General features: G+C 37.6%; 22 protein-coding genes and 1 pseudogene. 3 read left to right on the top strand and 20 right to left on the bottom strand.

The window, feature by feature from the left end:
* Positions 1-88: 88 nt before the first annotated feature.
* The 3 genes and pseudogenes from E0485_RS02070 to E0485_RS02080 form a co-directional block, all read right to left on the bottom strand.
* The gene (locus E0485_RS02070; RefSeq protein WP_132416034.1) at positions 89-595 is read right to left on the bottom strand and encodes a nucleoside deaminase; all 507 of its coding nucleotides are present in this window, start codon (positions 593-595) and stop codon (positions 89-91) included.
* An 891-nt stretch (positions 596-1,486) separates the two neighbouring features.
* Complete coding sequence (locus E0485_RS02075; protein WP_132416036.1) at positions 1,487-2,104, bottom strand: alpha/beta hydrolase; 618 nt, start codon at positions 2,102-2,104, stop codon at positions 1,487-1,489.
* A 282-nt stretch (positions 2,105-2,386) separates the two neighbouring features.
* A pseudogene (locus tag E0485_RS02080) lies at positions 2,387-2,545 on the bottom strand (DUF255 domain-containing protein); the annotation flags it as partial.
* Between the two features lie 281 nt (positions 2,546-2,826).
* On the opposite strand from E0485_RS02080, the gene E0485_RS02085 reads away from it, so the two are divergent.
* Positions 2,827-3,798, top strand: coding sequence for a restriction endonuclease (locus E0485_RS02085; RefSeq protein WP_132416038.1), 972 nt, complete (start codon positions 2,827-2,829; stop codon positions 3,796-3,798).
* Between the two features lie 72 nt (positions 3,799-3,870).
* Here E0485_RS02085 and avs4 read toward each other — a convergent pair whose 3' ends face one another.
* The 11 genes from avs4 to E0485_RS02140 form a co-directional block, all read right to left on the bottom strand.
* Positions 3,871-8,628, bottom strand: a complete 4,758-nt coding sequence (avs4, locus tag E0485_RS02090; protein ID WP_132416040.1) for an AVAST type 4 anti-phage nuclease Avs4 — start codon at positions 8,626-8,628, stop codon at positions 3,871-3,873.
* 331 nt (positions 8,629-8,959) lie between these two features.
* On the bottom strand, positions 8,960-10,504 hold the full coding sequence (locus tag E0485_RS02095; RefSeq protein WP_132416042.1) for a UvrD-helicase domain-containing protein: 1,545 nt from the start codon (positions 10,502-10,504) through the stop codon (positions 8,960-8,962).
* Complete coding sequence (locus E0485_RS02100) at positions 10,479-12,257, bottom strand: ATP-dependent nuclease (RefSeq protein ID WP_132416044.1); 1,779 nt, start codon at positions 12,255-12,257, stop codon at positions 10,479-10,481. Before E0485_RS02100 ends, E0485_RS02095 begins: the two co-directional genes overlap by 26 nt.
* A gap of 211 nt (positions 12,258-12,468) precedes the next feature.
* Positions 12,469-13,164, bottom strand: a complete 696-nt coding sequence (locus E0485_RS02105; protein ID WP_132416046.1) for a zinc ribbon domain-containing protein — start codon at positions 13,162-13,164, stop codon at positions 12,469-12,471.
* Positions 13,161-13,514, bottom strand: coding sequence for a recombinase family protein (locus E0485_RS02110; protein ID WP_132416048.1), 354 nt, complete (start codon positions 13,512-13,514; stop codon positions 13,161-13,163). The genes E0485_RS02105 and E0485_RS02110 overlap by 4 nt, the downstream gene beginning before the upstream one ends.
* On the bottom strand, positions 13,412-13,975 hold the full coding sequence (locus E0485_RS02115; protein WP_165921050.1) for a recombinase family protein: 564 nt from the start codon (positions 13,973-13,975) through the stop codon (positions 13,412-13,414). The genes E0485_RS02110 and E0485_RS02115 overlap by 103 nt, the downstream gene beginning before the upstream one ends.
* Positions 13,976-14,313: 338 nt before the next feature.
* Positions 14,314-14,553 (bottom strand): hypothetical protein, encoded by a 240-nt coding sequence (locus E0485_RS02120; protein WP_132416052.1) that lies wholly within the window; start codon positions 14,551-14,553, stop codon positions 14,314-14,316.
* A gap of 652 nt (positions 14,554-15,205) precedes the next feature.
* A complete protein-coding gene (locus E0485_RS02125; RefSeq protein ID WP_132416054.1) occupies positions 15,206-15,922 on the bottom strand; it encodes a stalk domain-containing protein in 717 nt (238 codons plus the stop codon).
* 16 nt (positions 15,923-15,938) lie between these two features.
* Entirely contained in the window at positions 15,939-16,490 is a 552-nt protein-coding gene (locus tag E0485_RS02130; protein WP_132416056.1) for a hypothetical protein, read from the bottom strand.
* Between the two features lie 61 nt (positions 16,491-16,551).
* Positions 16,552-18,033 (bottom strand): M56 family metallopeptidase, encoded by a 1,482-nt coding sequence (locus E0485_RS02135; protein ID WP_132416058.1) that lies wholly within the window; start codon positions 18,031-18,033, stop codon positions 16,552-16,554.
* On the bottom strand, positions 18,030-18,425 hold the full coding sequence (locus E0485_RS02140; RefSeq protein ID WP_132416060.1) for a BlaI/MecI/CopY family transcriptional regulator: 396 nt from the start codon (positions 18,423-18,425) through the stop codon (positions 18,030-18,032). Before E0485_RS02140 ends, E0485_RS02135 begins: the two co-directional genes overlap by 4 nt.
* 297 nt (positions 18,426-18,722) lie before the next feature.
* Between E0485_RS02140 and E0485_RS02145 the strand changes: the two genes are divergently transcribed.
* A complete protein-coding gene (locus E0485_RS02145; protein ID WP_235857370.1) occupies positions 18,723-19,742 on the top strand; it encodes an alpha/beta hydrolase in 1,020 nt (339 codons plus the stop codon).
* Between the two features lie 78 nt (positions 19,743-19,820).
* Positions 19,821-20,852, top strand: coding sequence for an FUSC family protein (locus tag E0485_RS02150; RefSeq protein WP_132416062.1), 1,032 nt, complete (start codon positions 19,821-19,823; stop codon positions 20,850-20,852).
* Here E0485_RS02150 and E0485_RS02155 read toward each other — a convergent pair.
* The 6 genes from E0485_RS02155 to E0485_RS02180 are packed head-to-tail and all read right to left on the bottom strand — an operon-like array spanning position 20,810 to position 26,888.
* Complete coding sequence (locus tag E0485_RS02155) at positions 20,810-21,451, bottom strand: NTP transferase domain-containing protein (RefSeq protein WP_132416064.1); 642 nt, start codon at positions 21,449-21,451, stop codon at positions 20,810-20,812. The two genes, E0485_RS02150 and E0485_RS02155, sit on opposite strands and share 43 nt — an antisense overlap.
* Entirely contained in the window at positions 21,448-22,488 is a 1,041-nt protein-coding gene (locus tag E0485_RS02160; RefSeq protein ID WP_132416066.1) for an XdhC family protein, read from the bottom strand. Before E0485_RS02160 ends, E0485_RS02155 begins: the two co-directional genes overlap by 4 nt.
* A gap of 39 nt (positions 22,489-22,527) precedes the next feature.
* Positions 22,528-23,001, bottom strand: a complete 474-nt coding sequence (locus tag E0485_RS02165) for a (2Fe-2S)-binding protein (protein WP_235857354.1) — start codon at positions 22,999-23,001, stop codon at positions 22,528-22,530.
* Between the two features lie 3 nt (positions 23,002-23,004).
* Positions 23,005-23,838 (bottom strand): FAD binding domain-containing protein, encoded by an 834-nt coding sequence (locus E0485_RS02170; RefSeq protein ID WP_132416068.1) that lies wholly within the window; start codon positions 23,836-23,838, stop codon positions 23,005-23,007.
* Complete coding sequence (locus tag E0485_RS02175) at positions 23,825-26,194, bottom strand: xanthine dehydrogenase family protein molybdopterin-binding subunit (RefSeq protein ID WP_268957501.1); 2,370 nt, start codon at positions 26,192-26,194, stop codon at positions 23,825-23,827. Before E0485_RS02175 ends, E0485_RS02170 begins: the two co-directional genes overlap by 14 nt.
* Positions 26,195-26,234: 40 nt before the next feature.
* Complete coding sequence (locus E0485_RS02180) at positions 26,235-26,888, bottom strand: universal stress protein (protein ID WP_132416070.1); 654 nt, start codon at positions 26,886-26,888, stop codon at positions 26,235-26,237.
* Between the last annotated feature and the right edge of the window lie 72 nt (positions 26,889-26,960).

The following is a 26,960-nucleotide window of genomic DNA, read 5'->3' on the forward strand; positions in this document are numbered from 1 at the left end:
TACCTCCTCGCTTCTTACTCCGGGACCGAGGGTCGTCAGATCCGACGCGTTAATGCATTGTTATACAATGTTACTAACTTCCTTGAAATCAACCATCATGCCATTCAGTTCTTATCCTGCCTCGATTCGAGAAAAACTCAGCCATCATCTTTCTCTGACGATCTTCTAATTCTTGTATTGGTGCAGCTTCAATGGATATATCTGAAAATCTATCGATAAATAATGGTTCTTTTTTTAATTTTCTCATCGCTCCCATTGATATATCATTTGCTGCCCAAACCACTCTCTTTATTGAGAAAGATAGCAATATTGCACCACTACACATTAGACACGGCTCACACGTTGTATATAATGTCAAATCTCTCTTCTTATATTTCTTGTTATCAATATCCAGCATTAATACCGATGCTCTTCTTATCACTTCAACTTCAGCATGTGCAGTTGTATCGCATTCAGAAAAGACCTTGTTTCTTCCCTTACTAACAATCTCACCTAACGAATTTACTAATACTGCTCCAATTGGATAAGTTCCTTCTTTCATAGATCTTTCAGCTTCTTCGAAAGCCGCGAGGAGATACTTTCGATCTTCCTCCATCTAATCACCTCATTCTCATCCTTCGATCATTTCGTATAACGTTTGTGTGTTTCCGACCCCGAGACCCTTAAGGCACGTAGTGCCGCCCGCTGCGCGATTAGGTTCGCAGGGTTGTCCGCCTGATCCAGCTCCTCGAAAATCCTCGGGCGGACCAAGGAGCCGAATGGCTACGCAGCGTGAATACTGCGTTATCTGAAGTACGACCTTCGTTGAAATTCCTTCAAAACGTAAGTTTCATTTTGCTCTTGTCGTATATCAGATAACGTTTCTGTGTTCATGACGCCAAAGAACTTAAGGCATTCACCAATCGATCAAAAATGATCGACTGGTACCGGCTGCGTTTGCGCAGTTAGTCCTGCAGGTGTCTCCACCTGTATTATTCCATTGCAAAATACACCCTGTGGGGCAAATGTCCCGATGCGTGAACATATTGTTATCTGACGCCTGGCACTTCCTTGAGTAAGCGAAGATATGCTTTATTATCTAAATGTCTTTATTATCGTCTTTTATGCCTTAATGTCCTTAATGTCCTTAATATCTTATAGATGTTTTTTTCCAAGTTCGATTGGTAATGTAGTAATATGTCGGAATAGCTGCCAGTGCCAGAATCCCAAGAATCTTAATAATTATTATGCTCACAGTTTTACCCCCTCAAATGTCCCTTATTGGTTTATGATATGGTTCTTGCTGGGTTTTAGAAAACGTTGTTGTATCCATGACGACGAGAAGATTAAGGTGGCGAAGTCCCCCGGGTGGCTTCGTCACTTTTCCTCGTAGTTGTGTCAACCTGAAATGACTCTTCGTAATTTATCGGACGGATTGAGGGCAGAATGGCATAAAACGTGAATATATTGTTAGACCATTTTATGTAGAACTACTTTCTAATTGTCCTTAATTACTTCTAAAACAATGATCAGTAATTTTTACAATTGATTTCATGATCTCTAAGGAATCAACAACGTTAGAAACCTCTAATGCATGGTTTGCTTCATCGACTTTATGTAATAATACTGTTTGGGATTTCTCAAGTTGAATAACATCTTGCTCATCGATAATCTTGTCTGCCGTCCCCCATATTACTATTCCCGATGAGTCTTTAATCATAGGAATCGATGATTTCATTGGAGTTAAGAATATATGCTTTATTTTATTTTCTTCAATTTGTGTTGCAACCTTTGCAGCTATGTATGTTCCCAAACTCTTGCTCACAAAAACTATTTTTTCGTAATTATTCATTATCCCAGACATTGAATTGTAACTTTCATTAATAATTGTTTTTACATCTTCTGGGCTAAAATCTAACCTAGCAGCTTGGTAACCATACTCAAGCAATAACACATCATAATTAGATGTAATTGCTGATTTCATAACATAATACAATAAAGGTTTTTCACAGGAGTAATTTTGACCAGGAAAGAAGACTGCTAATGAAGAATTATTATTGCTTATATATTTTTGATTTAACTCTTTCCCACCATATGAGGGAACAGTAATATTATTTACGAACATTATTGACACCTCTCTCATTATAAATCTCTTCAGTAGTTTCCTCTAACCCTACATTCGCAAAGCTCATAAAATTACAGAATAGGTTTGAACATATGAATTTCATATACTTGATATAGCCTTTTGAACCGTATCCTTATTATAGTATAATACGGAAATTTATGGATCATTAATAATCTCTTTTTTCCAAACTAAAGAAACTCATGCAACCCGTCTCAAAAACATCAAAATAAATGATCTTCACGAACATCTCATCAATGACAGGTACGTGTGGGTCAATAACTAGCTATATTCAATGGATAAGAAGACAGGCTTGTTGTCGCGCTTGGCGATTTCAAAAGCTTCTTCGGACCAAGGGAACAAGTCTACTGGGTTGTGGGCGTGTTGGAGTAAGTATGGGGACTTTTACTTGGCTAATCTATTGGGTGTTTTGTGAATTGTCATGGGGCATCATCTCTTTTCTTTGGATAACTTTGTCGGTATAATGAGCTAATCACACCTCTACCTTACATATAAGAAGAATTCATATCTGTACATTAGTTTTGAACAACACCCGTTTATTGATGTTATTAAAATTACTTGGATGTTCTATTTAATATTAAACTTTGCTTTATTCAGTCTTGAACTGACTACTTTGATAGAAATGGACTTATCTCACATAAGGTACTTGTTTTTGATAATAAATATCGATTCCCCTTAAATTCACTATCTATGGAGGTATTCTTTTGAAAGTAGCTCTTTTAAAAGGACGAAATGTAAATAAGATAATTACTATATTAGATTATAAGCCAGAATACAAAAATCATTTATATTGTTCCACCCCAGATTGTGGTTGTAGATTGGTTTATATCAGTAGTTTTGTTTCAAGCACTACAACTGTGCAAGCTTTTTTTAGAACACATAAAGATGAAACACATTCTAGTGATTGCCCCCAGGCTTTTCAACGAAATGCTGACACAGTATTTGCTACTAAATGTGCTGTAAAAGGCTGTACGAATCCAGCAGAATTTGAAGTATACTTATATGACTACTATGCACCTCCGATAAATAGAGAATTCATGGAACAAGATTTTACTTGTCCCTATCTTTGTGAAGATCATATGAATTTTAATGAAACTCAGGCGATTGGAAAAAAGGAACCGCGTGGAAGTGTTACATATCCTTACACAAACAAGGACAAAGCCCAGGGATACACAAAATATATCCCTATTAAAAAAAGTTCCATATACATAGATCCTGAAAATAAACTATATAATAACCATATCAATTTGGAAGTTATCGATGTTAACTCTCAATTAATAAAATACTTGGCTCGATTTCCTGAATTGATTAGAGACATTGATCCTAGAAAGTTTGAGGAAATTGTTGCCGAAATATTTCATAAAAAAGGGTTTTCTGTATCACTAACACCAAGAACAAGAGATGGGGGTAAGGATATTTATGCAGTACAACATGGAATGTTTGGACCACAACTGCTGGTAATCGAATGCAAAAGATATAGTAGCACTAATAAAGTTGGTGTTGAACTTGTTAGAGGTATCTACGGGGTAAAAATGGCAGAAAGAGCAACTGCTGCAATGCTAGTTACAACATCTTACTTTTCTAAAGATGCCATTGACTTTGCTTCACCGTTAAAGTATGAATTATCTTTAAAAGATTTCATTGATCTAAAAACTTGGTTAAAAGATTATCGATAAAATAACAATAAACAGGCTCTCTTGGGAGCCTGTTTATTGTTATTTTTTATTCTACTATGACAAGTAAATAGCTTACGCCATACCTTCTCTCAACATAAATCCACTTGTTGATCCTCTATCAACAAGAAAACTAAGGATACATATGACTTTTTCTCTTACAGCAGGATACTTTTTTATATCAGTTTCATATTGTAAGATATATCTCCGGATAAACTCTTCGATATAATATTCGGTATTTACTTGCAGAACTATTTGCTTCAAATGAGTATTATTTTTTATGATTGTATACAACCATTCCAGCCCTTCCTCGACATAACTGTATCCAATCGTATTGAGTACTCTTGAAACAGCGTAGAGGACAATTGGGTTATATCCGATATCTGTTGCCAGTTGCTGAAAAAACCGTGCATTATTCGATTGCAATGTATGCCAGGATTTTATATTTTCACTCCACCAAGGAAATGCGAGAGCATACGTAGTAATAATTTCATCCAAACCACGACCAGTATAATAACGTTCTCGAGTAATACTTTTGTTATACTCCATTTGTTTTTCGCATAATTTTACTAGCGGTTCATATAGCCTACCCCATATATCCCAAAAAACTTCGTCCCGCTCAAGGTTGTCTTGTAAAAATACTAATCGACGAAAGAGTTGTTCGATGTAATCAGATGATGTTATATACGGGATAAAGTCTTCGATCAACCGCTGACGAATATAAGTATCATGTAAATTAATAAAAAAACTTGCCAACCAGTCTATATAAGCGCTATCCAGTTCATAGTTTCGTTGTACTTTACGCTCTCTTACATGATCCTCTTTAAAAAGATATTGCCATGTTAATGGCCCTACCTGTTTAATAACAGTATATGTTGCCTCCTTTGAAGGGGACAACATCATACATGCGCTAAGCATTACATTTTCATTTAATTTAGAAAAATCGAGTTCATTAATGCTTGGCGAAGAGTTTATGATGCCTTTGATTACTTTCCTCTTCTTCTTAAAAAAATTGATTGTTGAGGTACCATTGTAGACAAGCACATTTGAATCATATTCCGGTTTTAGTCTAATATACGCCACAAATAGTTGCTCCGCATTAGAAGGACAGATTTCCCATGCATTAGATGAGAAGCTTTTTATGGCTGCTTTGTTCAGATACCCCTCATCCAGAAGAAGAGCGAGAAAAATAACTGCTGGTTCATCAAGTATCCCCTGAGCTGATTTTGTATAACTATTAATTATTGTGGGTAGCGATGCAATGGCCGCTTCAGATCCATCACCAATTTGATACATCCGTTGTTGCTGTATTGTTACTTTTAAGTACAAAGTTAATAGTTGTTCACAATTATTTCGTTGATCTACTGTAAGAACATCAGGAAAGTCTCTAATCAATACAGCAGATACATATATGGGAGCGCTTCTGGTGAGATAATTATAATCCGATGTATTTTCTTCAGATAAAATCTCATTCATTTCTTCAAGCGCCATCAAGGGCTGCTCCTCAAATGTACTATATTTCTTGTAACTTTGAACGTCGTTCTCAAATCTTGCTTTTGCCCAAATTACTAAGGGGGTATGCTTATATAAAATATCCGATTGTTCTTTTGTACTCTTACTTAGCTTCTTAAGATCATCTGGCAAATCAGGAACCATAGGAATGTACATTTGGCCATTCTTCTCGATAGCTGCATCCGTATCTAAGTTCATTCTTCTTAGATCAATCCGATGCAGCACAAAACGAGAAGAAGTATATTCAGTAGGTATATCAGAAAATGCATCATCGATTTTTTGATAAAGGGTCTTTACTCTTTCTGAAAATTCCGCTTCAGAAAGACCGTGCCCTTGAAATTGGTATTCCAATATGATGTCTTCAAACTTTTTCTTTCTAAAATCTAAATTATTTGAAGCGATCCTCTCATCGTCATATAATTTATTAGATGGTACTAGTCCTCGGCAGAAGTTTGCATGATTTTCTTGTACGAATCTTTCAATATCGAAATCAAATACTTCTTTGGTTTGAAGTAATATGCAAGCAATCTTAAATAATTTTTCGGGATATGCTATTACTGCACTGACTACAACGGCGGTTATCGCGGCTGATTGTGATTTTGACAATAATTCGTAACATACAACTTGAGCTTGATTTCTGTCCATTTGTTTCACAAAAAACAGAAGCCATCTCTCTAACGCCATAAGCATACACTCAAGTAATTTAGGAGCCACAGATGTACCTCGATGCATAAGCCAAAGCCTCCTACTTGCGGTCTGCTCAACCACTGTCCCATTAGGCAGTTTGATGTAAATAGTACTGCATTCATTGTACTCTTTTTCAAGAAACGAATTAGAATAACTCTCCGTAACATGATTGAAAAAATCTATTACAAATTCGATAGCTTTTTGAGGTGACACCCTTAGCAGCTGAAATATTGGGGTGTGGTGGGCACTGGTAGGATAAAAATCATGTTCCGTTTCGGAATTCACATCAAAAGCGTCCTCTATACTATCACGGTGATAATACCGTGGGAATTCAGATTTCTTATCGTTTCTCTTCCAAAAGCATTTCGCCAGCCTTATAACTATATCTGGATTCGCTTCGCATAACGAGTAACTATCTAAAACACCTGACAATAATTGTGTAATCAAGTCATAATAATTTGATTGATGATCAATTTCTTGATTTTCTATGACTTCCTGAAGAATATGTGTTAACTCAACGTGGAGTTCCAAGGCACTTCCAAGTATAACACTTATGATAGACTTCAGTTTTCTATCTCGAAGAGTATAGTCTAGATGGTCAGATGACTTTATTGTATTGTAAAAATTCAATGCAACAAGGCCGACATGTTTTGTTTCAATACCAGTTTTATGATTACTTACCCATGTTGATAAAGAATCTGTTACGGTCATAATGTTTTTCGCATTCCAAGAGATACGATCAAAGTTATCATAAATATATTTAAATAAAAAAGCCCAACCTGTTCCCGATGGTTTTGTATATCTATAAACATTAAAAGTTTTTTGCTCCTCTTGCGTAAGTAACGTATTTAAAAACTGTACATCTATAACTTTACATGCTGTATTTAGTAGGAAAACTGCGCGCATTAACAAAGAAAACTGATTGGTTTTGAACATGCTTTCCACTAAATACAGGGAATTTAGTGGTCTTTCATCGTTCATTAACGAGATCAATATCTCATCCTTCCAGATTGAATCCAAACTATCGTTATCTAATGCATCGTTTAAAAAAGTAGATAGCCGCACAGCATCCATGTCAATTTGGTCATGTATCCATAACCGAAACATTTTTCTCATTATCAAGCTGTTTCCAATACTACAAAAGAAGCCTAATAGTCTGTGATTTTTGTCAAAAGCACTCTGGATAACACGTTTTAAAACCCATTCCTCATAAACATCATGAGCTAAATAATATCCTTCAAAGATACTATCAAATACTATGATCTCATCATTTTCAAGTGCACTAATCGCTTCATGGTCATCGTCTTTCGAAATAATATAATAAGACGTTCCATTATTCGCATTAACGGTGACCATTTTACAAATAGCAGCTTCACGTCTTAAATGAATGTTGTTTTTTGCATTCACAATATTCTTGATTTTTTCATTCCATATCCGTTCTTTAAAATCTTCAATTGTTTCATCAAGTGTATCTTGAGAATGCTTGGAATTAATATATATCTGCAAATAGAATAGATTACATAACAGCGTTTTTAATTTTTCATCAGTAGGCATTCGAAGAGTATGTTGACTGCAGATGGCTTCCAATTGCCTGATTGTAATGTCTTTTACTTCGTATTCTTGATACTCTGATAAGCGTAGAACGTAATTAATAAGATTATCTTTATAGACCGTTCTAATAGTAAAAATGATCTTCCACCCGTGGCTCACAAGCAACCATATAATATCTTTTAAAACATCCTTGTTGTTCATTGTAAAAACTTTCTCTACTGAGTCAATTACAAATATTTTTTTGTCGTCATTGTTAAACATGCTGAGAAAGTCTTCAAAAGTATAGTCTCCAAATTTCCTCGAGAATTCTGAAATATTTGCCGCTTCAAAATCTGTAGCTTTAAACACAAAATACGGAATTTCATTTGGCACATTAGTATAACTGTCTTTTATTAATCCAGATTTTCCCGAGCCACCCTTTCCAAAAATTATTAGGTACTTACTGTTTTCATCTCCGATAAATGAATCTATTTCAAAATCAGCATGTTCAATTTTAGTCAACGCACCATTATTTTGAATTGTGGAAATTATATTACCTACAATAGTTTTAGTGTGCAATCGAATTTGATCTAGGTATCCTTTTATACCTTCATTTGGATTAAAGAAAAAATCCCTTACATGGGTCATTTCAGGGCTGAAAAGACTTACTTCGAAGTTGCTTTTGACTCGCCACTCAATGTTGATACCAAATTGCTCCCCGTGATTTTCGATTTCAATTTGATACTGAGGTCTATGCTGTCCTTTCTTTTTACTTGAAGCTAGTTCCTTGTTTACATAGAAAAGTATTCGCGTAATATTAGGATAACTCTGTCTTGATTTATCTATCGCAGTTATAAAGTCAGCTTTTCTATTGGATAAAGTAATATTGGCATCATAGTATTTTGCTTGAAAGCCAATAATATCTTTATCCACTTGAATCACTTCTGTTTCAATACCAGTTTGATTAAAATATCTAAAAATACCGAAGGGTCTTTCAAATTCATGACAAAACAAAATATATGCCAATTGTTCAAATGCGTTTCGGGTATTTCCTGAAAATTTATAATTAAAAACATCCCAATTGATGCTAACGTTTTGATACAAACCAATACCCCCTCTACAAAAGATCAACTGCGGCTCTACATTAATGTATAGCTCAAATTTTAATTCGAGTTCAAACGAAACATTTCCTAATTTTCGTTAAATAATTCCAACTTAAAAATAATAAAGACATCTATTTCTTAGAAATAGAAACCATAGATGCCTGATTAATATGAGTAATTAGGTAGATGTAGCTCAAGTACCACTCCCTCACTCACTAGCAACATTCATCACTCTGAATGTGTTCAGTCAGTGGAAAGGACAACAAGTGCCTTAGTTTCTACCTAAAAAATTCAATATTTACATTTTCTTTAAATCATACTTGGACCATAGACTAAATTACATAGTTGACTACATACCTTAAATCTTTAATATCTGTCTCTTCTAAAACCTTTTTAAAATAATTAAGATAATTTGCGTTATCCAAAAGCATCACAAACTTTTCTTTTGCTCTAGTTATGCACACATAATGATTATGAATGTGCTCATTATCATATATTTGATAATACCTTGAGAAACTAATTACTTGATCGAATTCCAATCCTTTTGAAGAAAAAACAGTCATAACCTTATATCTTTTTTCATTAAGTTGAAAAGCCATTTCATATCTGCTATCCGATACACTTTCATAAAACTTTGTAGTTTCCTCTTTACTAATCGAAATCCCAAGGTATTCAGCTAATCGAGTCAATATATCAGTAATCTGCTCATATGATAATTCTTCAACTTTCCTGAGTTCATTAATAATTTTTTCCACTTCAAATCTGGTTTGAGCTCTTTCGTCAATACCTGTGTATTCTATGAAATCATAAATCGTATATACAGCATTTTTACTATATAGTGCTAACCCTTTTAAAAGGTGACCATTTGGAATTCCCTCATCTATAGGGGTTTTTGGAATAAAAACAAACTCATAACCTTCATTGTTTAACAATTCCGCAATTATTCTAGCATCATTATTGAAATTTGATATTATTGTAACCTCTTTATCAAGATCGATTAATTTCTTCTTAATTAAACTATTGAACTCTACTGCAAAACCAAAAAAATTTCTAAATTCAGTGGGAGTTGAATAAGAATTATACTCCTTAAATATCACATTTTGAACATCATGGGATAGATATTCATAATATTTATTGTTATGAAAAACGTTGGCATAATTTTCAATTTCTTTATGACATCGAAAATTCGTAATAAGTTCAAACGAATTAAAATCTTCACTGACTACTTGTTCAAAAATGTTACTCATTGCGCCTCTCCATAAATAAATTGCTTGCTTGGGATCACCAACAATAAATAGTTTAAGTCCCAATTGATTTTTTAAATACATAAATAAACGATGCATATCTGAATCAGAATCTTGATACTCATCTACAAAAATAACAGCATATTTTGATTTAATATATTCTTGAGCAGCCTGAGATTTTTCGATTATTTTAAGTGCTACTTCAAAGTTAAAATTCCGTTTATTATTATTATAGCTTCCTAACACTTTTTTCTGTCTTAGTTGTTCTAAACCTTTAGGAAATTCATTAAATTTATATTCTTGTTCATATTCCACAGTATAATCCCCTGCATAAGCTATCCCAAAAGCATCTGTAATGAAGGGACGAATAATTTCATTTTCAATAAATGAATCATTTGTCATTACAAAAAATTGTTTTTTTATTAGTTTAGACGCTTTTTTTTTGATTTCATTTGTTGCCTTTACTGTAAAAGTTATAGCCGCAATAGTCCGATGGTCGGTTATTTTATCAAGTTCAATTACCATTTTCTTTACCATTATTGTAGTCTTTCCAGAACCTGCACTGGCAGATACCAAGATATTCCCCTCATTTTTCAATATATCTTCTCTAGCCGTTTGATCTATTAAGTTCATGTTTCACCAGCTTTCTCAATGATTCAAACAACGGGTGTGTAATTATTTTCAAGCAATCATCTTTAGTAAGATCGTTAGTCAACTCTATCATATTGATTAGTTTATGATCTTGCAGGTACTTCACTGGATTTGAACCCAGTAGTTGCTTCATTCTTTCACCAATAACTTCAAATAAATCATGCTCTAAATCTAGTTTAGATAAATAAATCTGGTTCTCTTTTAAAACTTTTATCTGAGCAGAATATAGATTGTATAACTCTATTTTTTTGTCTTTTATTTTTTTTATTTTAACTGATTCTGTAAAAGTTTTTTTTCCTTTATGAAAATAATCAATCTCTACTGCATCTAAAGCTTCTATATCAGTATCATCCGAATCAATATGCAGAAGATTTATGCACCTTTGAATTCCAATTAAATCAAACACTTTTGGCTGTCCTTTTTTTGCCTTCAAATCATTATCTGTTTTCACAACAACATCAATACTAAGTTTTTTCAACACTTTTAGGTATGGTTTGAACTTTATTCCACTAACATCTAATATATAGCCTCCGTCGAGTTCATATGTGGGATGAACTTCTTCTAGTATTTTCTCAAACAATACTTTTTCTGAGGGTCCTTCTACCAAAAGCACCTTTTCTGCAAACAACGCCGTAGATAATGATCTGTTAAGTTCTTTCTTAACATTCTTGTATTCATCATCAACTCGATAAATGTACGATTCACAATCAGTGGTTTCTTTGGAATAAATCCTGATAAGAGAGGCATTGTCCATTTCATATAACAATTCAGAAGAATGTGTAGATAAAAAGAAATATTGGTATACCTCAGAACTAAAAAGCTGTTTAGACAAAGCAATTTGCATTGATCGATGTAAACTATTCTCAGGCTCCTCAATTAAGAATATAATAATTCTATTCCCTTCTTGAGCCTTAATTAAGTGATTAAGCAATGAATAAGCTAAAATTTTCTTTCTACCGTCTCCTGCGGTAGGATAGATATTATCATCGTTGTCTCTCTTAATATAAGGGATTAAATTAGAAAAATATCCATTAATAGATAACTCAGATTTCATTTCTATGTTTATGTTTTCTTCTTTGAGTTTCTTATATTCCTCTGTTATTAATGTTTGGAAAGATTGAATTATATTCATACTACTAATTTTAGAATTAAGTTGAACACCTAAATCTTTGATTTCTTTGGATATGCTAATATCATGTTCGTCAAGTTTTGTTTGATCGAATAATTTTTTTCTATTTTTAGAAAAAGTCATTGTTAAATCTATAGTTGGATCAATATAAACAATTTTGAACAACTTATCTAATGGACTAAATGATCCATCATATGCTATTTCTTCAAGTTCATCAATTTTATTTCCCCAATATAATTTGGGAATTCCTAATTCTTCACTTTTATCATAAGTAGCCTCTACTTGAAAAAAGAAATTATCTAATTCATCGCTCGACCTAGCTCCACCAACTTTTGAGATAATGTGCTTAGAATCATTACTGTTGCCTCGATCTGACAAATCAACACCTAATGTTATCCTAATTGTTTTTCCTATCTGAGATTTATAAAAATCGCTTTCTCTAAATCCATTTTTCCTCATATCCCTATCTAATAAATATCTTAGTGCATACATTAGATTTGTTTTACCCATATCATTCATTCCAAAAATAACGTTTTGATTAGATAAATTCACCTCAACTTCAAGAAAGTTACGAAAGTTTTCTATTTTTAAACTATTTAGTATCAATGTAAAGACGCCTCCCGTTAGTAAAACCAATATCAGTAAGTCGCATTATCTTTCTTTCATGACTACGATCTTTATACATAATTCGCCATAATCCGATCCAAACCCTCCCAAAAAAATTCTATTATTATGATTTTTAGGTAGCTACAACTGAGTCATTACAAAAAAAGGAACCGTAAATAAACCAGTTCCTTCTAACAGTTCCTAAATATATCTATCTATAACAAACCATTAACTCTACTCGATTCCCTTCCCGATTATACACAATCCGCTCCACCAACTTCTTCAACGCCCGATTCTTCTCTTCACCCGTCACCACACTACTCCACAACTCCCTAAACTCACCTATTCGATCATATATCTGCTCAACAGTCGGATAATTCCCTACATCTAATACAACCTTCCGCAAATCCTTCAACTCTTCCTCCAGCTTCTGTATCTGCCTTGACCGAACAGCCTTTCGCTCTAAAAACACTTGTTTCGTTATCATGTCCTCTTCATACGATTCATGCAGCTTGTCCAAAGCCCGCTTCTGCTTCTTCAACTCCTGCTCTTTGACCTCGATAATGACCTGTGTATCATTATACCTACTTCCATGCAATTCAATCTCCCGTAAAATGTTTGGGTCTACATGAATAATCCGATCATACAAAGCATTGAAAAAATCAGCATCCATTACCTTGCCACGCTGTTCACATTTGCTGCCATCTTTGTACTGGTGATAGCACAATGCACTCCAGTGCTGTCCCTGCTTCTTATTCTCTCCCACCCGGAACCTCATCCGTGAACCGCATTTTTCACAATAAAGCAAGCCTGACAAAGGAAAAATGTTGCGTCTTGAATTGGGATTCAACATGCGATTCTTAAGCAGCCGCTCCATAATCGCTTCATGTTCTTCCGGCGTTTTCAATTTTCATGTGTTCCCATGACTTTAATCCGCTCTTCTTCGGGAACCAATTCCACCTGTCCACGTTTAGAACGGGTTTTATCATAAGTGATGTAACCCAAATGGATTTCGCTTGCCAGCAACCGTTGAACCGTAATATTTGACCAGCCCTTGTTCTTTCCATCAGGCTTAATGTTGTATGGCGTGGGTATCTTGTTATCCGTCAACCAAATGGCAATATGACCAAGGTTTGTTCCATTAAGATATTTCTCTACAATCGCTCGATAAATCGGACGCTTCGTTTCATCGACCAGTACCGACCTTGTGTTCTTATCATAATAGTATGGAAACGGTGGCTTTCCGTATATCCACATGCCTTTCTTGGCTCCAGCCTCTTGCCCTGCTTCATTCTTCGCTTAATCGTTTTGTACTCTATTCGAGCAAAAATGGACATGAAGTCAAAGGATACATCGTCATTGTCTATTTCCAGATCGTATATCTTGTTCGGTGTAATGATTACCGTCTCTGAGTTCAAAAACGTATCTTTAATGAGTGCCCAATCCTTGTTTACTCCCCTACCCAAACGGTCAATGTCCATGACCACTACTCCATCATATAGCTGGTCTTCAACATGCCGAAGTAACTTCTGCATTTCTTTCCGAGACTCGATCTTTTCCCCAGAGGCCACTTCTTCGTATAGCCTATAGGTCCAATTTCGATTCTCCACCAAGGTTAGAAGGGTATCCCTATGCTTCGAGAGAACGTCTTCAAATTCACCATCGTCCCGTGATTTTCTTAAATAAACCGCTACGTGTTTAATTGTTTTGCTTTCCATAAGTTCCTCTACTCCAAACGTGTTAATATTTTGCCGCCTTCCAAATAGAATGTTGAGCATTTTTGATGACACATCATCGAATATGACAACTGTAAAATTTTTGAGGCGTAATTCATGAAGAAATGTGAATATGTAATCAAAGAAGTTAATCAGCCATCCGGCAAAGCGTTGCGGTAATTTCATGAGCATGTGGCCGAAATATTAAGCCGAACTGTCCAAGCTGAAGCCGAGATAGACTTACCTCTCCCCAAAGTGCATCATTCTACGCAAGACAAGCAGAAAACTTAACAAAATAAAAACAAGCCGGACCACATGACCATTCCACGCTCCGGCTTGTTCTATTTCAGGTTATTTTGAATGAATTCTCGCTCCGACTTCTTCAGATACCTTAGTGAATTCTCGAAGGAATACAGGTACATGGAGCGAAGCATCCTCAGCTTTTCGACTGAGTCATCCGCAATCACTTGCTTTATGGCCGGAATCATTTGACTGTTCGTTACTCCAAATTTCCCCGGCTTTACAATATCATCAATGAAAAGTGGCTTCTCTTCTCTGCCATCATTTAGTTCTTGCTGCAACTCTAGTGTATTTGCTTCATTAAATATTGCTTCCTGCTGTGACGAATCTTCTTGCTGCTGTTCGCCTATCTCCTTGTTCAGAGACGATCTCCTGTTCTTCTTGAATAATCGACTTTTCCTCTAAATTTTCATTAGCTACCTCAGTTGAAGTTGATTCTTCCTTGGCCGAGACTTTCTCTTCTTGTTGGGCTTGTTCTTGCCCTGTCTCTTCATGAACTTGAATTTCTTCTGCCTGATGCTCAATACTTGTCTGCTCATTATCACTTTAAAGCTGTTCAGTCATCGTTTGTTCATCTTCCAGTCTAACCTCATTACTTCCACGGCTGTTTCTGCCTAAAAACCCTATTCTTATTTGCCATCGCTTTAACTCCTATAAAATGGTATTTTTCTTGAGTCGATCTTATCAACATGCTTGATCTCGTACACCATTTCTTGCGCTTAAATAGTAACTATCTTGCTATGTATCTTCATTTACAGATGTTGATATTGTTGAGCCTGCACAAGCAGATATATAATAATCCAACCTATAAAATCCAGGTAGAAAAAGACACTAACCTAGTGTTAGTGCCATTTACCAATTTGACAGCCCTATTTAGTTACCGCATTAAACCCAATTCATATAAAAGGTAGTAACCCTCATCTTCCCATAAATTTATAATCCCCTTGAACCATTCAAATAAATATCAACCTCTTTCTGAAACCATTTTCCATATCCTTGTGCTTCATATACTTTCCACTCCTGCAATGTTTCTGGATTCTGGACAGCTACACAAAGGTCTTCCGGCTTCTTGTCGTCTATATAGAACAAGACATCCTTACTAGCCGGAGCATTTTCCCCAAGCTGAGGCACGTAAGACGACTTATTCAGTCTGACATAAGTATAGTTCGAGGAAACTGTTCCATCTGTAGTTGCTGCACTTTCTTTTATGAAATTCAATTCATTGGCAGTTTTTAGTGTACTATCACTTTTCGAATCGGTAGTCAGAAATCCTCTATATACTTGATTATACAACGTTGTTAAGTTATGAATAATCGCCTGATTAGCCTCTTGTCCTATACTTGTACTTTCCGGATAATCAGTTACAAAAATATCTTGATCTCTTTGAACAACAATCTGTGTAATTTGGGATGACTTCTCCTTCTCATCAATCGTTACAGTCTTTGTCTTCGGATCCCAATAAACTTTTTGATCCAGACCTTCTGCAATTACACGTAAGGGAACTAATGTCGTTCCATTTTCAACTTTTACAGCATCAGAGCTGATTTTCTTCCCATGAATAAAGATGGTCATCATTTCTGCGGCATATGCAACATTGACTGCTCCGATGATGAACAAAACTGCAGTAATTGACAATCCGATTTTTTTCATTTATAAATGCCCCTTCTTATTCTTCTTTTATATGTGTGTGGAAGTCGATATTTGTTATAAAGAAAATACCACCCGTAATGTCTGAAGATTCTGCCTTCACTTCATAGAAAAAATTGTCATTAAACTTGATTGTTGCTAAAGCACTCTCGCTAGTCAGTTTTTTAATTTGGATGAATTCTTTTTTTATTTCATCGTCTTTTTTATATGATGCAGGAACTAAATTGGAAGCTTTTATGCTAATGAGCGTTTCTGCATGTCCTAACCAGGGATGATGACCTTCCTGAAAGGATTTAACAGTTTCCTCTGTAATGTATTCTATTTTTCCCATAGAATAAAATGGAATTTTGCTTACTGACTCTTTGTTATAATCATTAATGTTCATAGAGTAAAGGGTGGATACAAATTCTGTGTTGTTCACCTCTCTTTCATCTGCATCGTTATTTACTGGTGGTTGTGGTGTAGAAACTACACTGTTTTTTCCAGATAGACTTTTATTCGATGTAGAACAAGCCGTAATAACCGTAAACGTAAGACAAAACAGTAAAGTCAAGATTATTTTAAATCTCATTCAAATTCCCCCGATTTAAGTAAAAATAGCATTGTCCAAAAATATTTGTTCCTCATAATTGTCAAGGAATAACCAAAGATTGATTAAATTTAAGTTCATAAGAAGCCAATCGATGTTCTGTATCAAGTTCAACATCAAATACCCCATCATCATTTGCATCCAAATAGAAACTAAGCAGCCCATATTCATTAGAGGGCGGCTTTATTGAAAGATCCATTTTAAACGTTCCATTCTCCCGCACATCGATTCTTCCTTCAGATAAATAACCATGGCCATCTTCTATTTGATAAAAAAAATAATTTTGGCTTAATCCATTTATTTTACCGGATATTGTAAAGATCAAACCAGAAATGATCGAGGGTCGCTCATCAAGTTCAACAACTGCATTTTTGTCATTGTTGCTAAAAGAATTTGTACTGGTTTCAACAATCTTAGGAATATCCGGCACTCCATTATCAGGATTACCCATTTTGTTTTCGCTGATTGCGCTTGTCAACGATGATACTGCCAAAATAACCAGAACGACAAATCCGAAAAACGACCATCGATAAGATTTTACATGAAAACCTTTAATTAATTGTATTCTTCGATAGAGCCCGGATTTGCTTGTATAAAAGTTGGCAGCTCCCATATACCCCTGCACTCTTGTACTTTCCAACAGCATTACTAGTGTTTGCCCATAAGAAACAGCTTGATCAGAGCCTAGATAAGAAAGAGCAAGGGCATCGCACGCCTGCTCCTGCTCTTCCCGCATACGGGAATAAGCCGCCCAAAGCAGCGGATTGAACCAATGTAGTGTCAAGAGCCCCGTCATGAGCCAATTCACCCCGATATCCTTTCGTTTATAATGCGACAATTCATGAAAGAAGATATGTGAAGCTTCTCTGGTATCCAACCGTTCCGAAAGATCTAGGGGTAACAATAAACGTGGCTTTAAAAAACCGCATAAAGTCGGACTCTTCACCTGATTCGAGAGATAAAGAGGAAGTTCTGCTCTTATCCTCATTGCTTGTTTGCATCTTTTAAACTCAGTCTGCAGCATCACATCGTTAACCGGCAATATACTTTTGAGGAGCTTGGAAAATCGACGATGCTGAACATAAATTAAACCGAAAATTCCGATAGTTACTGCGATCCATATCAGCATTAGAGATACATAAATCCGGGAGAAGGGCAAAATCATCGAAATGTTGTCTGTCTCATTGAATGACACCAGTGAATAAAGTAAAGGCCCGTGCTGAGTATTATCATTTCCCTCTTTAAGAGTTCCGGGTTGAGATAAGGGGACATCGAGCAGAGAATGGGTAGATTCGTTGCGGTCGACAATAAAAAACTGGTACATACTAAACGGACTTTCGAGAGACCAGGGCATAAGAAGACGGAAAAGTAGTAGAAACCATAATGCATATTGCCAGCGGATGTTAATTCTCCCTTTGAGCATCCACTTTACAAGTAATAGGAGTACTACTGTAACCGAGGCCAGCAACGATGTTTGCAAGACCCAATCAAATCCATAACTAAGAAGAACTATTATCTGCTTCATGTTTCTTCTGTTCCTTTGTTTTTTTCCTTCTGTTCCAACAAGCGCCTCAAATCCTCGATGTCCGACGAAGTTAAATTGTCATCCTGCAGAAACTGGACGAGCATTGGTTTGAGCGCCCCGCCATAGATCCTTTTCAGAAAATTCTGCCTCTCTTGTTTCATGCACTCCTCCTCGTCTACAATCGGGAAATACTCATAGTATTTTCCTTTTTCGGAATAGCCAAGTACCCCTTTCTGAATCAATCGGCTAATTAAAGTCCGTATCGTTTTGGGACTCCATGAAAATGTCTTCGTCAGCTTGAGAATAATATCACTGGCAGCCAATGGAGCGCTTGCCCAAACGACCTTCATCACTTCCCATTCGGCTTCGGAAACCCGGGGAGCTTCATTCATGGTAGACCTCCTTTTTACCTACATAGAACAAATTTTTGCTAAGCTGTATGGTTGATTTCATCGCAGTGGGATGCAAATATTCATTGATTACATTTGTAGTCAATTATAATGCAAGCAACCTGTGCTGTCAATAATTACCACTACCCTCAGCCTTTTGCGCCTAAGAGCTAAGAGTTTGAAGCCTCTTCACCTTAAACCAGCTCTATTAGACATCCAGTTACTGACCATTTATAATCAAACAGATATAAAATGTAGATGGAACAGAATACGATAACCAAAAGGGAAAGGTTGATTCAAGTGACAACTAAGAGGAAATTTTACAAGAAAAAACGATGGATGATTCCTATTTCTATCATTGTCATCCCCATATTACTTGTCTTCATCATTAATCAATTTACACCTGCTCTTAATGCAGTAGTAATCAAACAACTTTTCGAAGCAAAACCTTTTGCATCGCCTAAAAACATGGAGACTATATTAAAAAATGTTAATGTCAAAAAAGATATTGTATATGATAAGGATGGAATTAAGAATAGCCTATTAGATATTTACTATCCCAAAAATGCTGATAAGAATCTACCTGTTATCATGTGGATTCATGGAGGTGGATTTGTATCGGGTAGTAAAGAACAAACACAGGAATATGGAATGGCACTAGCTAACGAGGGATATGTAGTAGCAAATATAAACTATGCCATTGCCCCTGGACAAAAGTACCCAGGTCCAGTCATTCAAGCTAACCAAGCGTTGAAATATCTTCAGAACAATATTGCTGAATATGGCGGCGATATGAATCGATTATTCATAGGCGGCGATTCTGCTGGTGCTCAAATCGCCAGTCAAACCGCTGCAGTTATTTCGAATGAAGAACTAGCAAAAACGATGGATATTCATCCTTCTGTCGATACCAAACAGATTAAAGGACTACTATTATTTTGTGGGATTTATAACACAGATAGATTAGATAACCCTCAAGCATCTGCATTATCAAAGCTTCTTATTAAGACAATGTTTTGGTCATATACAGGTGAGAAGAATTTCGCCTCGTTCTCAAGACTTAATGAATTGTCTACAGTCCAACATGTAACGCCTAATTATCCGCCTGTATTTTTGACAGTTGGAGATGCTGATCCTTTAGCGCCGCATTCAGCAGATCTTATAGATGTGCTCAATAAGAATAACGTAGAAATGGAAAGTGTTTTATTTGAGGATACCAAGTCAGAATTAGGTCATGAATATCAATTTGATTTCACCTCAGAACACGCTGAAAATACGCTAGGCAAAACAATTGAATTCTTAATTAAACATAGTCAATAACTATATTTTGGGGCAACATATTCATATCACCAGCGGAGTAAGTTATGAACTGAGAAGATGAAGATGGAGCCTAACGAGATGACGAGTAAAATAATGGATTTTATCCGATACAAAGGGGTTGTATGGAAGACCCCATTAGCTGCAGCACTATCATGGTGGCTTGCGGAGTGGGCTGGCTCTAAACACCCTTTCTTAGCTCCACTGACGGTTATTTTGGCTATCCAATTAACAGTTGATAAATCTATCCAATTTGCATGGCAGCGTGTGATAGGTACAATTGCTGGGGTCCTTTTCACGGCGTTAGTAGCCCCTTATGTCGGTTTAAATGGCTGGAGTATCGGGCTCCTTATTCTTATTGGGGCTCTAATCGTTATGTGGTTAAAATTGGATCATGCAATTATGGTGCAAGTTACGCTCAGCATCTTAATGGTGCTATACTTTCACAGCAAGGCGCCAAGCTACGCCCTCGATCGGATCCGCGATACCGTGATCGGCGCTGCCGTTGCCTTACTGATCCATATCTTGTTCTTCCCACCTGATTCTGTTAACAAAGCACATAAAAAGATGATCCTTTTCACGGACCATCTATCCAACCGTTTTATTGCCACCGCAAATTGGGTACAAGCGGGCTGCTCCAAGACTGTTACTCCAACACTTCAAGAGCAAATGAATTCCTTATTCCAAGAACTGCATCAAGCGACAACTGAGTTAGATAAAGCGGAGCAAAGTTTACGTTACAATCCATTAGGTGTTCAGAAGCGCAAATTCATGCAAAAATTAACTATGCGAATGCAGCAGCTTCGCTCTGGATATGCCAATTTGGCAGACATGATACGAGTTTTGGTGGAATGGTCCGAGAACGGTAATCTGGCGAATGAGGACCAACGAGCTTGGTCCGATCATTTGAACGCGTTAGCGAAATTAATAGATGAGTGGAAAAAAGAACTGGATGAATCAGCAGCATTTACCATCGCTCCGCTTGCTCCACCCCCACAAATGCAAGCGCCTGCTCACATGGCTAGCTATCAATATCCGCTAGCACTATATATGAACGCCGAACAAGTTATTCAAGATTTCCATAATGCTAACTTTTCCAATAAAACCCTGTAATCATCGGCAGTATCCACATCCATAAACAAGTCTGGGTTCGGAAAATCCACGCAGAGTCCCGACTGTCCCTTTCGGATCAAGTGTCTGGCCCCCTGATCATTCTGCAATTGCAGAAGATCCGGAAACATCATTTGATCAAATATAACCGGCGGTCTTGCCAAACCATCATAACTTGACGCGATAAAACTAATGCTGTCATCTACGCTATGTGTTTGAAACCGAATAAGCAGCTCATTGATCATCTCTGTTGTAATGAATGGTTGATCGGCAAGTAATATCATCGCAGCTTTCGCTTCCATTGCAATTGCAGCTTGTATACCGCATCGTAGGGAATACGCTTGCCCTAATTGCGCTTCAGGACAGCAAGTAATAGACCATTTACTTTTAAACGAATTCTGATGGAATATGCTGCTATCTATCCAACTAGGTGCAATATCTTTTGCGATAATGCAAACATAATCCAGCCTGGAATTCAAAGCCGCAGTCAACGCATAGTTCCCTAAGTTCATAGGACCGATTGGTAGCCCAAGCTTATCCGAACCCATTCGGGTACTTTGTCCTGCAGCTAAGTAGATGCCAACAATTTTATTCTCTCTCATTGATAACATCTTCTTGTGTTTGATTGTTTTCGATAAATAGATATGAGTTCTGCGAGAATGCTCACTGCGATTTCCTCTGGCCCTACAGCGCCAATTGCAAGTCCCACTGGAGAATGAACTTTCATCTGTAACGGTACATCCCTTAGCAAACGTTCCGTTCTGCCTTTCGATCCCAGAACACCAAGATAACAAAGTTGTCGCTCCGAGAGAAGTCGAACCAGTTGCTCATCCCTCTTATAATTATGCGTCATCACAATTGCATAATCATAAGGTGTACTATGAATCATCCGTATCGATTCCTCCGGAAATCCCAATAGAATAGATTCAGCCTTTGGAAAATAACGACGATCGCAATATGTTGATCTCCAATCGGCAACAATAACCGAAAAACCAATAGTTGCTGCAAATTCAGCAAGCGGTCTAGCATCCGGCCCTGCTCCAAATATCATCAGTCGTGGTTTAGGATAATAAGTATGAACAAATACATCTGATTCCATGGAAGTGACATACATCATGCCGCTTCTCAATAATTTCTTTGATGATGCCAAATCCCATAATTCCTGCGGAAATTCTACCCTCCACTCCCCGAATTGATGCCGATCAGAAGTCAAGAAACGATAATCGGCAACAGATCCGTCGGTGCTGAACCTTTTGATAAGGCTAACATCTGTTTGATGAACCAAATAATTTTTTAATGTACATAAATGATCTTTTAGCACATCGTTCACAGGTTCCAGCGTTACATGAACAACTCCACCGCACCCCGATTCTTCCCCCCAGGACAGCGGATCTGATGATTGCATATCGTATACGAAGCTGCGAGAAGCACCTGTCTCTAGTAGTTCTGGCACGTAGTCAGATAGACTGGCCTCTAGACAACCTGCACTTAACAACCCTATTTGTGAACCATCTTCAAGAAACAGCATGGAAGCCCCTTCTTTTCGGTACGCGCTTCCTTCCACTTGGGTAATCGTCGCAAGCACGCTTCTTTGCTCGGTGTTCCTAATGGCTTCCAATATCCGATGAATTTCTTCCAAATCCACCCCTCCTTGACTCCAAGAGGATATCTGTTTCTATCATTTGTTCAACTTAAATATGTCCTTTACTGCATAATGAATTTCCTCATAGGACGTACACCTGCAAATGTTGGATTCCAGCCATAATTGAATCGTTTCTTTATTGGCATTCGGATGAGCAATTCGTAAACCCTCGCAGTTCACAATAAAACCTGGCGTACAATACCCGCATTGGAACGCCTGATTATGAACAAACGCTTGCTGTGTAGGCGAGTTCTTTAAGCCCTCAATCGTTGTTATGTGCATTCCACCCCCTTCTACGGTGAGCATAATGCATGATTTGATTGGCAAATTGTTAACTAATACTGTGCAAGTACCGCAGTCCCCGTTGTCACAACCGGATTTACTTCCCGTGAGCCCCAGTTTATCTCGAAGCGTATATAGGAGGATATCCGCAGCCCTTACTTGAACTGTGCGATCTTCACCGTTAACTTGAAACTCAACTGGATAAATCATGGTATCGTCAGCCGACATGCTTCACCTTCTTTCCAATATAGATACCGTATCAGCTATCGTTTGTTGAAGCACAAATTTCCGATAAGCGGCGGAACCTTCGGTATTGGTTATTATAGGTGCCGGAAGATTGCCAATCGCCTGTTCAATTCTTGTCGCAAGCGGTAAAGAGGTGTCGTTTAACTCTTGGTCCATTTGGGTCGATCGAAAAGGGAATAAACAAACGCCACTGTATGCTGTGAAAATGTCTCGATCTTTTTTGAGAGCAGCTACTGTTACGAGTGGGTAGCCAACATTGCCAATTTGCCTTTTTTTGAAATGCACATAGGGTAACGACAAATATTCTTGATCGATTAGAATTTGTGCAAGAAATTCTCCATCCGCCAATCTCATTTGCTGTATGAAAACATCATGAATGGAAGTTACTCTTATCCCTTGTATTCCTGCTATAACCATATGACTATTTGCTACTAAAAGCGGGAGAACGGTCTCCCTATAATAAATTCTGCCGCAGATGTTTCCGCCGAGGGTAATTTTATTTCGAGCGGTCTGGTCGGCTGCCCCCATTGCAGTTTCACTGAGCAGCGGAAAAAGATTGGAGGAAGATAACGCAGATAATGTCATGCACGCCCCAATTACCAGTTTATCGTTCCGCAGTTCCATTACGTTGCACTCGGGTATCGACTTCAAATCGATCACAGCACCTGGCCTGATGGAATTGGATCTAGACCATGTAATGATTTCCGTCCCTCCGCCGTAATACATCGGATTTCTCCCTTTATTGTGTAGAGACTGATGCAATTCGACAGCCCTCTGAATAGAAGAAGGTCTATAATATTTAAACTCAAACGGGATCATGGATTGTCCTCCAGATCATCTCTGGCGTTAGAGGCAAGTGATTAAGCTCTACTCCAGCAGCAGTTGCAAGACTATTTCCGAGTGCCGCGGGCATACCGATTAAGCCATGCTCACCGATCCCACGCAATCCGTAAGGCGCTTCCAAGAATGGAGTCTCGACAAATTCAATGCAGTACTCCGGCTGTTCTCCATAGCGAAGTAATTTATAGGTGCGAAATTGGGGATTTAAAATGTTACCTTTATCATCGAATTGAAATGCCTCACGGCTAGCATAGCTTAGCCCCATACTCATCGCACCTGTGATTTGGCTACGTGCCATTTCAGGATTGATCACCTTGCCAGCATCGATGACTGTTGCGGCTTTAACAATTTTATACGTGTAATCTCTTGTATTTAATTCCACCTCTACCGCTTGTGCGCCAACCGTCCACTCTGGGCCTGGGTTTCCTTTACCTGTTTCAGGATCCAATGGGGTTAAATTTCGCATTGTATAACTTCCGCGTCCGATTATTTGTCCTCCGATTGTATTCCCATTTGGGAATTTGTATCCGTTAGCAATTTTATCGATTGCAATCCAAGTTTCAGGATGATTCTTAAAGTAAACCTTGCCATTTCCAACATCTAAGTCTGCAGGCAAGCATCCTACTACAATCGATGCGATGTTTTTTAACTGCTCGATGGCATCGTCAGCTGCTAGGAGAACTGCATTGCCAACTAGAAAAGTACTGCGGCTCGCTACTGTCTTCCAGTGCTGCGGATCGGTTTCGGTATGCACCTCCATAGAAATATGTATCCGTTGTACATCCATCCGTAACCGTTCAGCTAACAGTTGAGTAAGCGCTGTTCTTGTGCCTTGACCAATTTCCACTGCACCGCATAGCAGATTAACACTTCCATCGGCATTAAATAAAATGACAGCTCCCGCTCCAGCATCAGTTGGTGTATTTGAAGTTTTCCAGAAACAGCAGACCCCTATCGCTTTGATGAGATGTCCATTAACTTCACGCAAGGGGCGGTCGTCCCAGTGGACTAAAGATTTCAACTCTGCAATGCACATAGGCAAATTGCCCAGATTGCTTCTATTTAATGGAGTCTGTGTTGGCGCTGTATCACCTGGTCCTATCGCATTATGAAAGCGAAATTCCAAAGGATCCATGCCTACTCGACTCGCTAATAAATCCATCGCTCTTTCGATGGTGAAAGTCAATTCAGGATGGCCAAATCCTCGAAATGAAGTAGAATAAGGATGATTGGTATACATGCACAAAGAATCACAATGCACATTATCGATCCTGTACGGCCCTGTGCAATCAACAGCTCCTGATCGACTCATCACCGCTCCTCGATCGGAATAAGCTCCCCCATCATAAAGATGTAAAATATCTGCAGCCATCAGTCTTCCCTCATGATTGCAGCCAAGTTTGATTCTGGCATCCAAACCAATATGGACTGGCGAGGAAATCATATCATTTTCCCTCGTGTTTACTAATTTTACAGCCCTACCATTAACCGCACGGGAAGCTAGAAACGCAAGATATTCCATCTGAATTGCGGATTTCCCGCCAAAACTGCCTCCTACTAAAGGCGTATGGACGATAACTTTGTGTAGCGGAATATGAAACGACGCGCTAAGTGCCCGTCGAATAACAAAAGGCGATTGGGAAGTGGAATGGATGATCACATTCCCATCGGGTAAAATCTCTGCCATACTGCATCGCATTTCTATCGCAGCGTGATCTGCTTGAGGTAAAGTCACATGTACTTCAGTCGTATAAGCGCAGTTCCTCCACCCTTCCTGCATATTTCCTTTGCGTATTTTGGTTCGATTCGCGATGTTAGTACCAGGCACTGGATAAACCTTTTCTTCATGCTGCTTGTATGAAGCAAGATCCTCATGAACTAGCGGAGCATCCTTCTGATATGCTGCACTCGGTGAAAGAACTGACGGTAATAATTCATATTCTACTTTGATTTGAAGAACCGCCATCTCGGCAATATGCGCTTGTTCAGCAATAACAAGAGCGACGGGTTCTCCGTAATATCTCACTTTGTCTATTGCTAGTGGAGGCCGATCTTCCAGTGGTGAACCGGTTAAGATCGGATAATATTTGCCTGTGATAACCGCCTTTACTCCTGGGATTTCGATGGCCTGAGACAAATCTATAGATTTGATAGTAGCGTGAGCATGGGGGCTGACAGTTATTGCAGCATGCAAAAGGTCTGGTCTCGTCATATCATTTATATACTTGGTTGTCCCTGTAACTTTCTCCCATGTTTCCTTTCGAGGAATGCTTTTTCCAACCGCTTGAACGATCTTAGCTCCCTCCTTTTCGCAATAGCTATATAACCCTTTCAAGTCCTCCTTATCCTATGTATATACCGTTTTTTTCTCTGTATTAATTAATCCGTTCATTAATATCTTTAACATGATCCTCAATGACGAGGACTTCAATCATTTCATTGTCCTTCATGAACTTGAAAACACCATTGTTAAAGTCTGTACCTACTTCTTTATAGAAGATTCCCTGGTACTTATCTAAGTGCGTGTGATTGAAGCAAAGCCTGTAGCCTCCAGATACCTCCAGTAAGTATGCACGAATCCCTTTTTCATAGAAGCCCTCTTGACCTTCCAATTCACGAGACACTGAAACAATATGTAAATCGACAAATGAAAGTTCATTCAAAAGCACATTAACAATAGAGCCTTTCGTTATTTCTTCCCAACGACTTCGAGCTGTTTGACCCAAAACGATTTGTGTCACATTTTTTTGTTTTGTTACATCGCATATGACTTTTACAACTGAACGTTTCTCATTATATTTTACAATGAATTCCTCAGCCCCGAGCTCTTCAGCGATTTTTTTCCATGCGGAAATATAGTGACTTTTCTCGATATCCCACTCGTCTTTCGGTTGCGGGTCGACTGTTAATACATACATAGGACAATTAAACATATTAGCAATTCTTCCGCCTCTGCGAATAAGTCGTTCACCGTTCGGTCCATAATATACACAAACCAATATGCATTCATCCATGCTTCCTGTTTTCATTGTTTCTATTTCACCTCTGTCCATAGATAAATTTCATAGGAGTATTATGGACATGTTTGGACAATAAAATAA

The sequence above is a fragment of the Paenibacillus albiflavus genome, from assembly GCF_004344915.1.
GTDB lineage: Bacteria > Bacillota > Bacilli > Paenibacillales > NBRC-103111 > Paenibacillus_AM > Paenibacillus_AM albiflavus.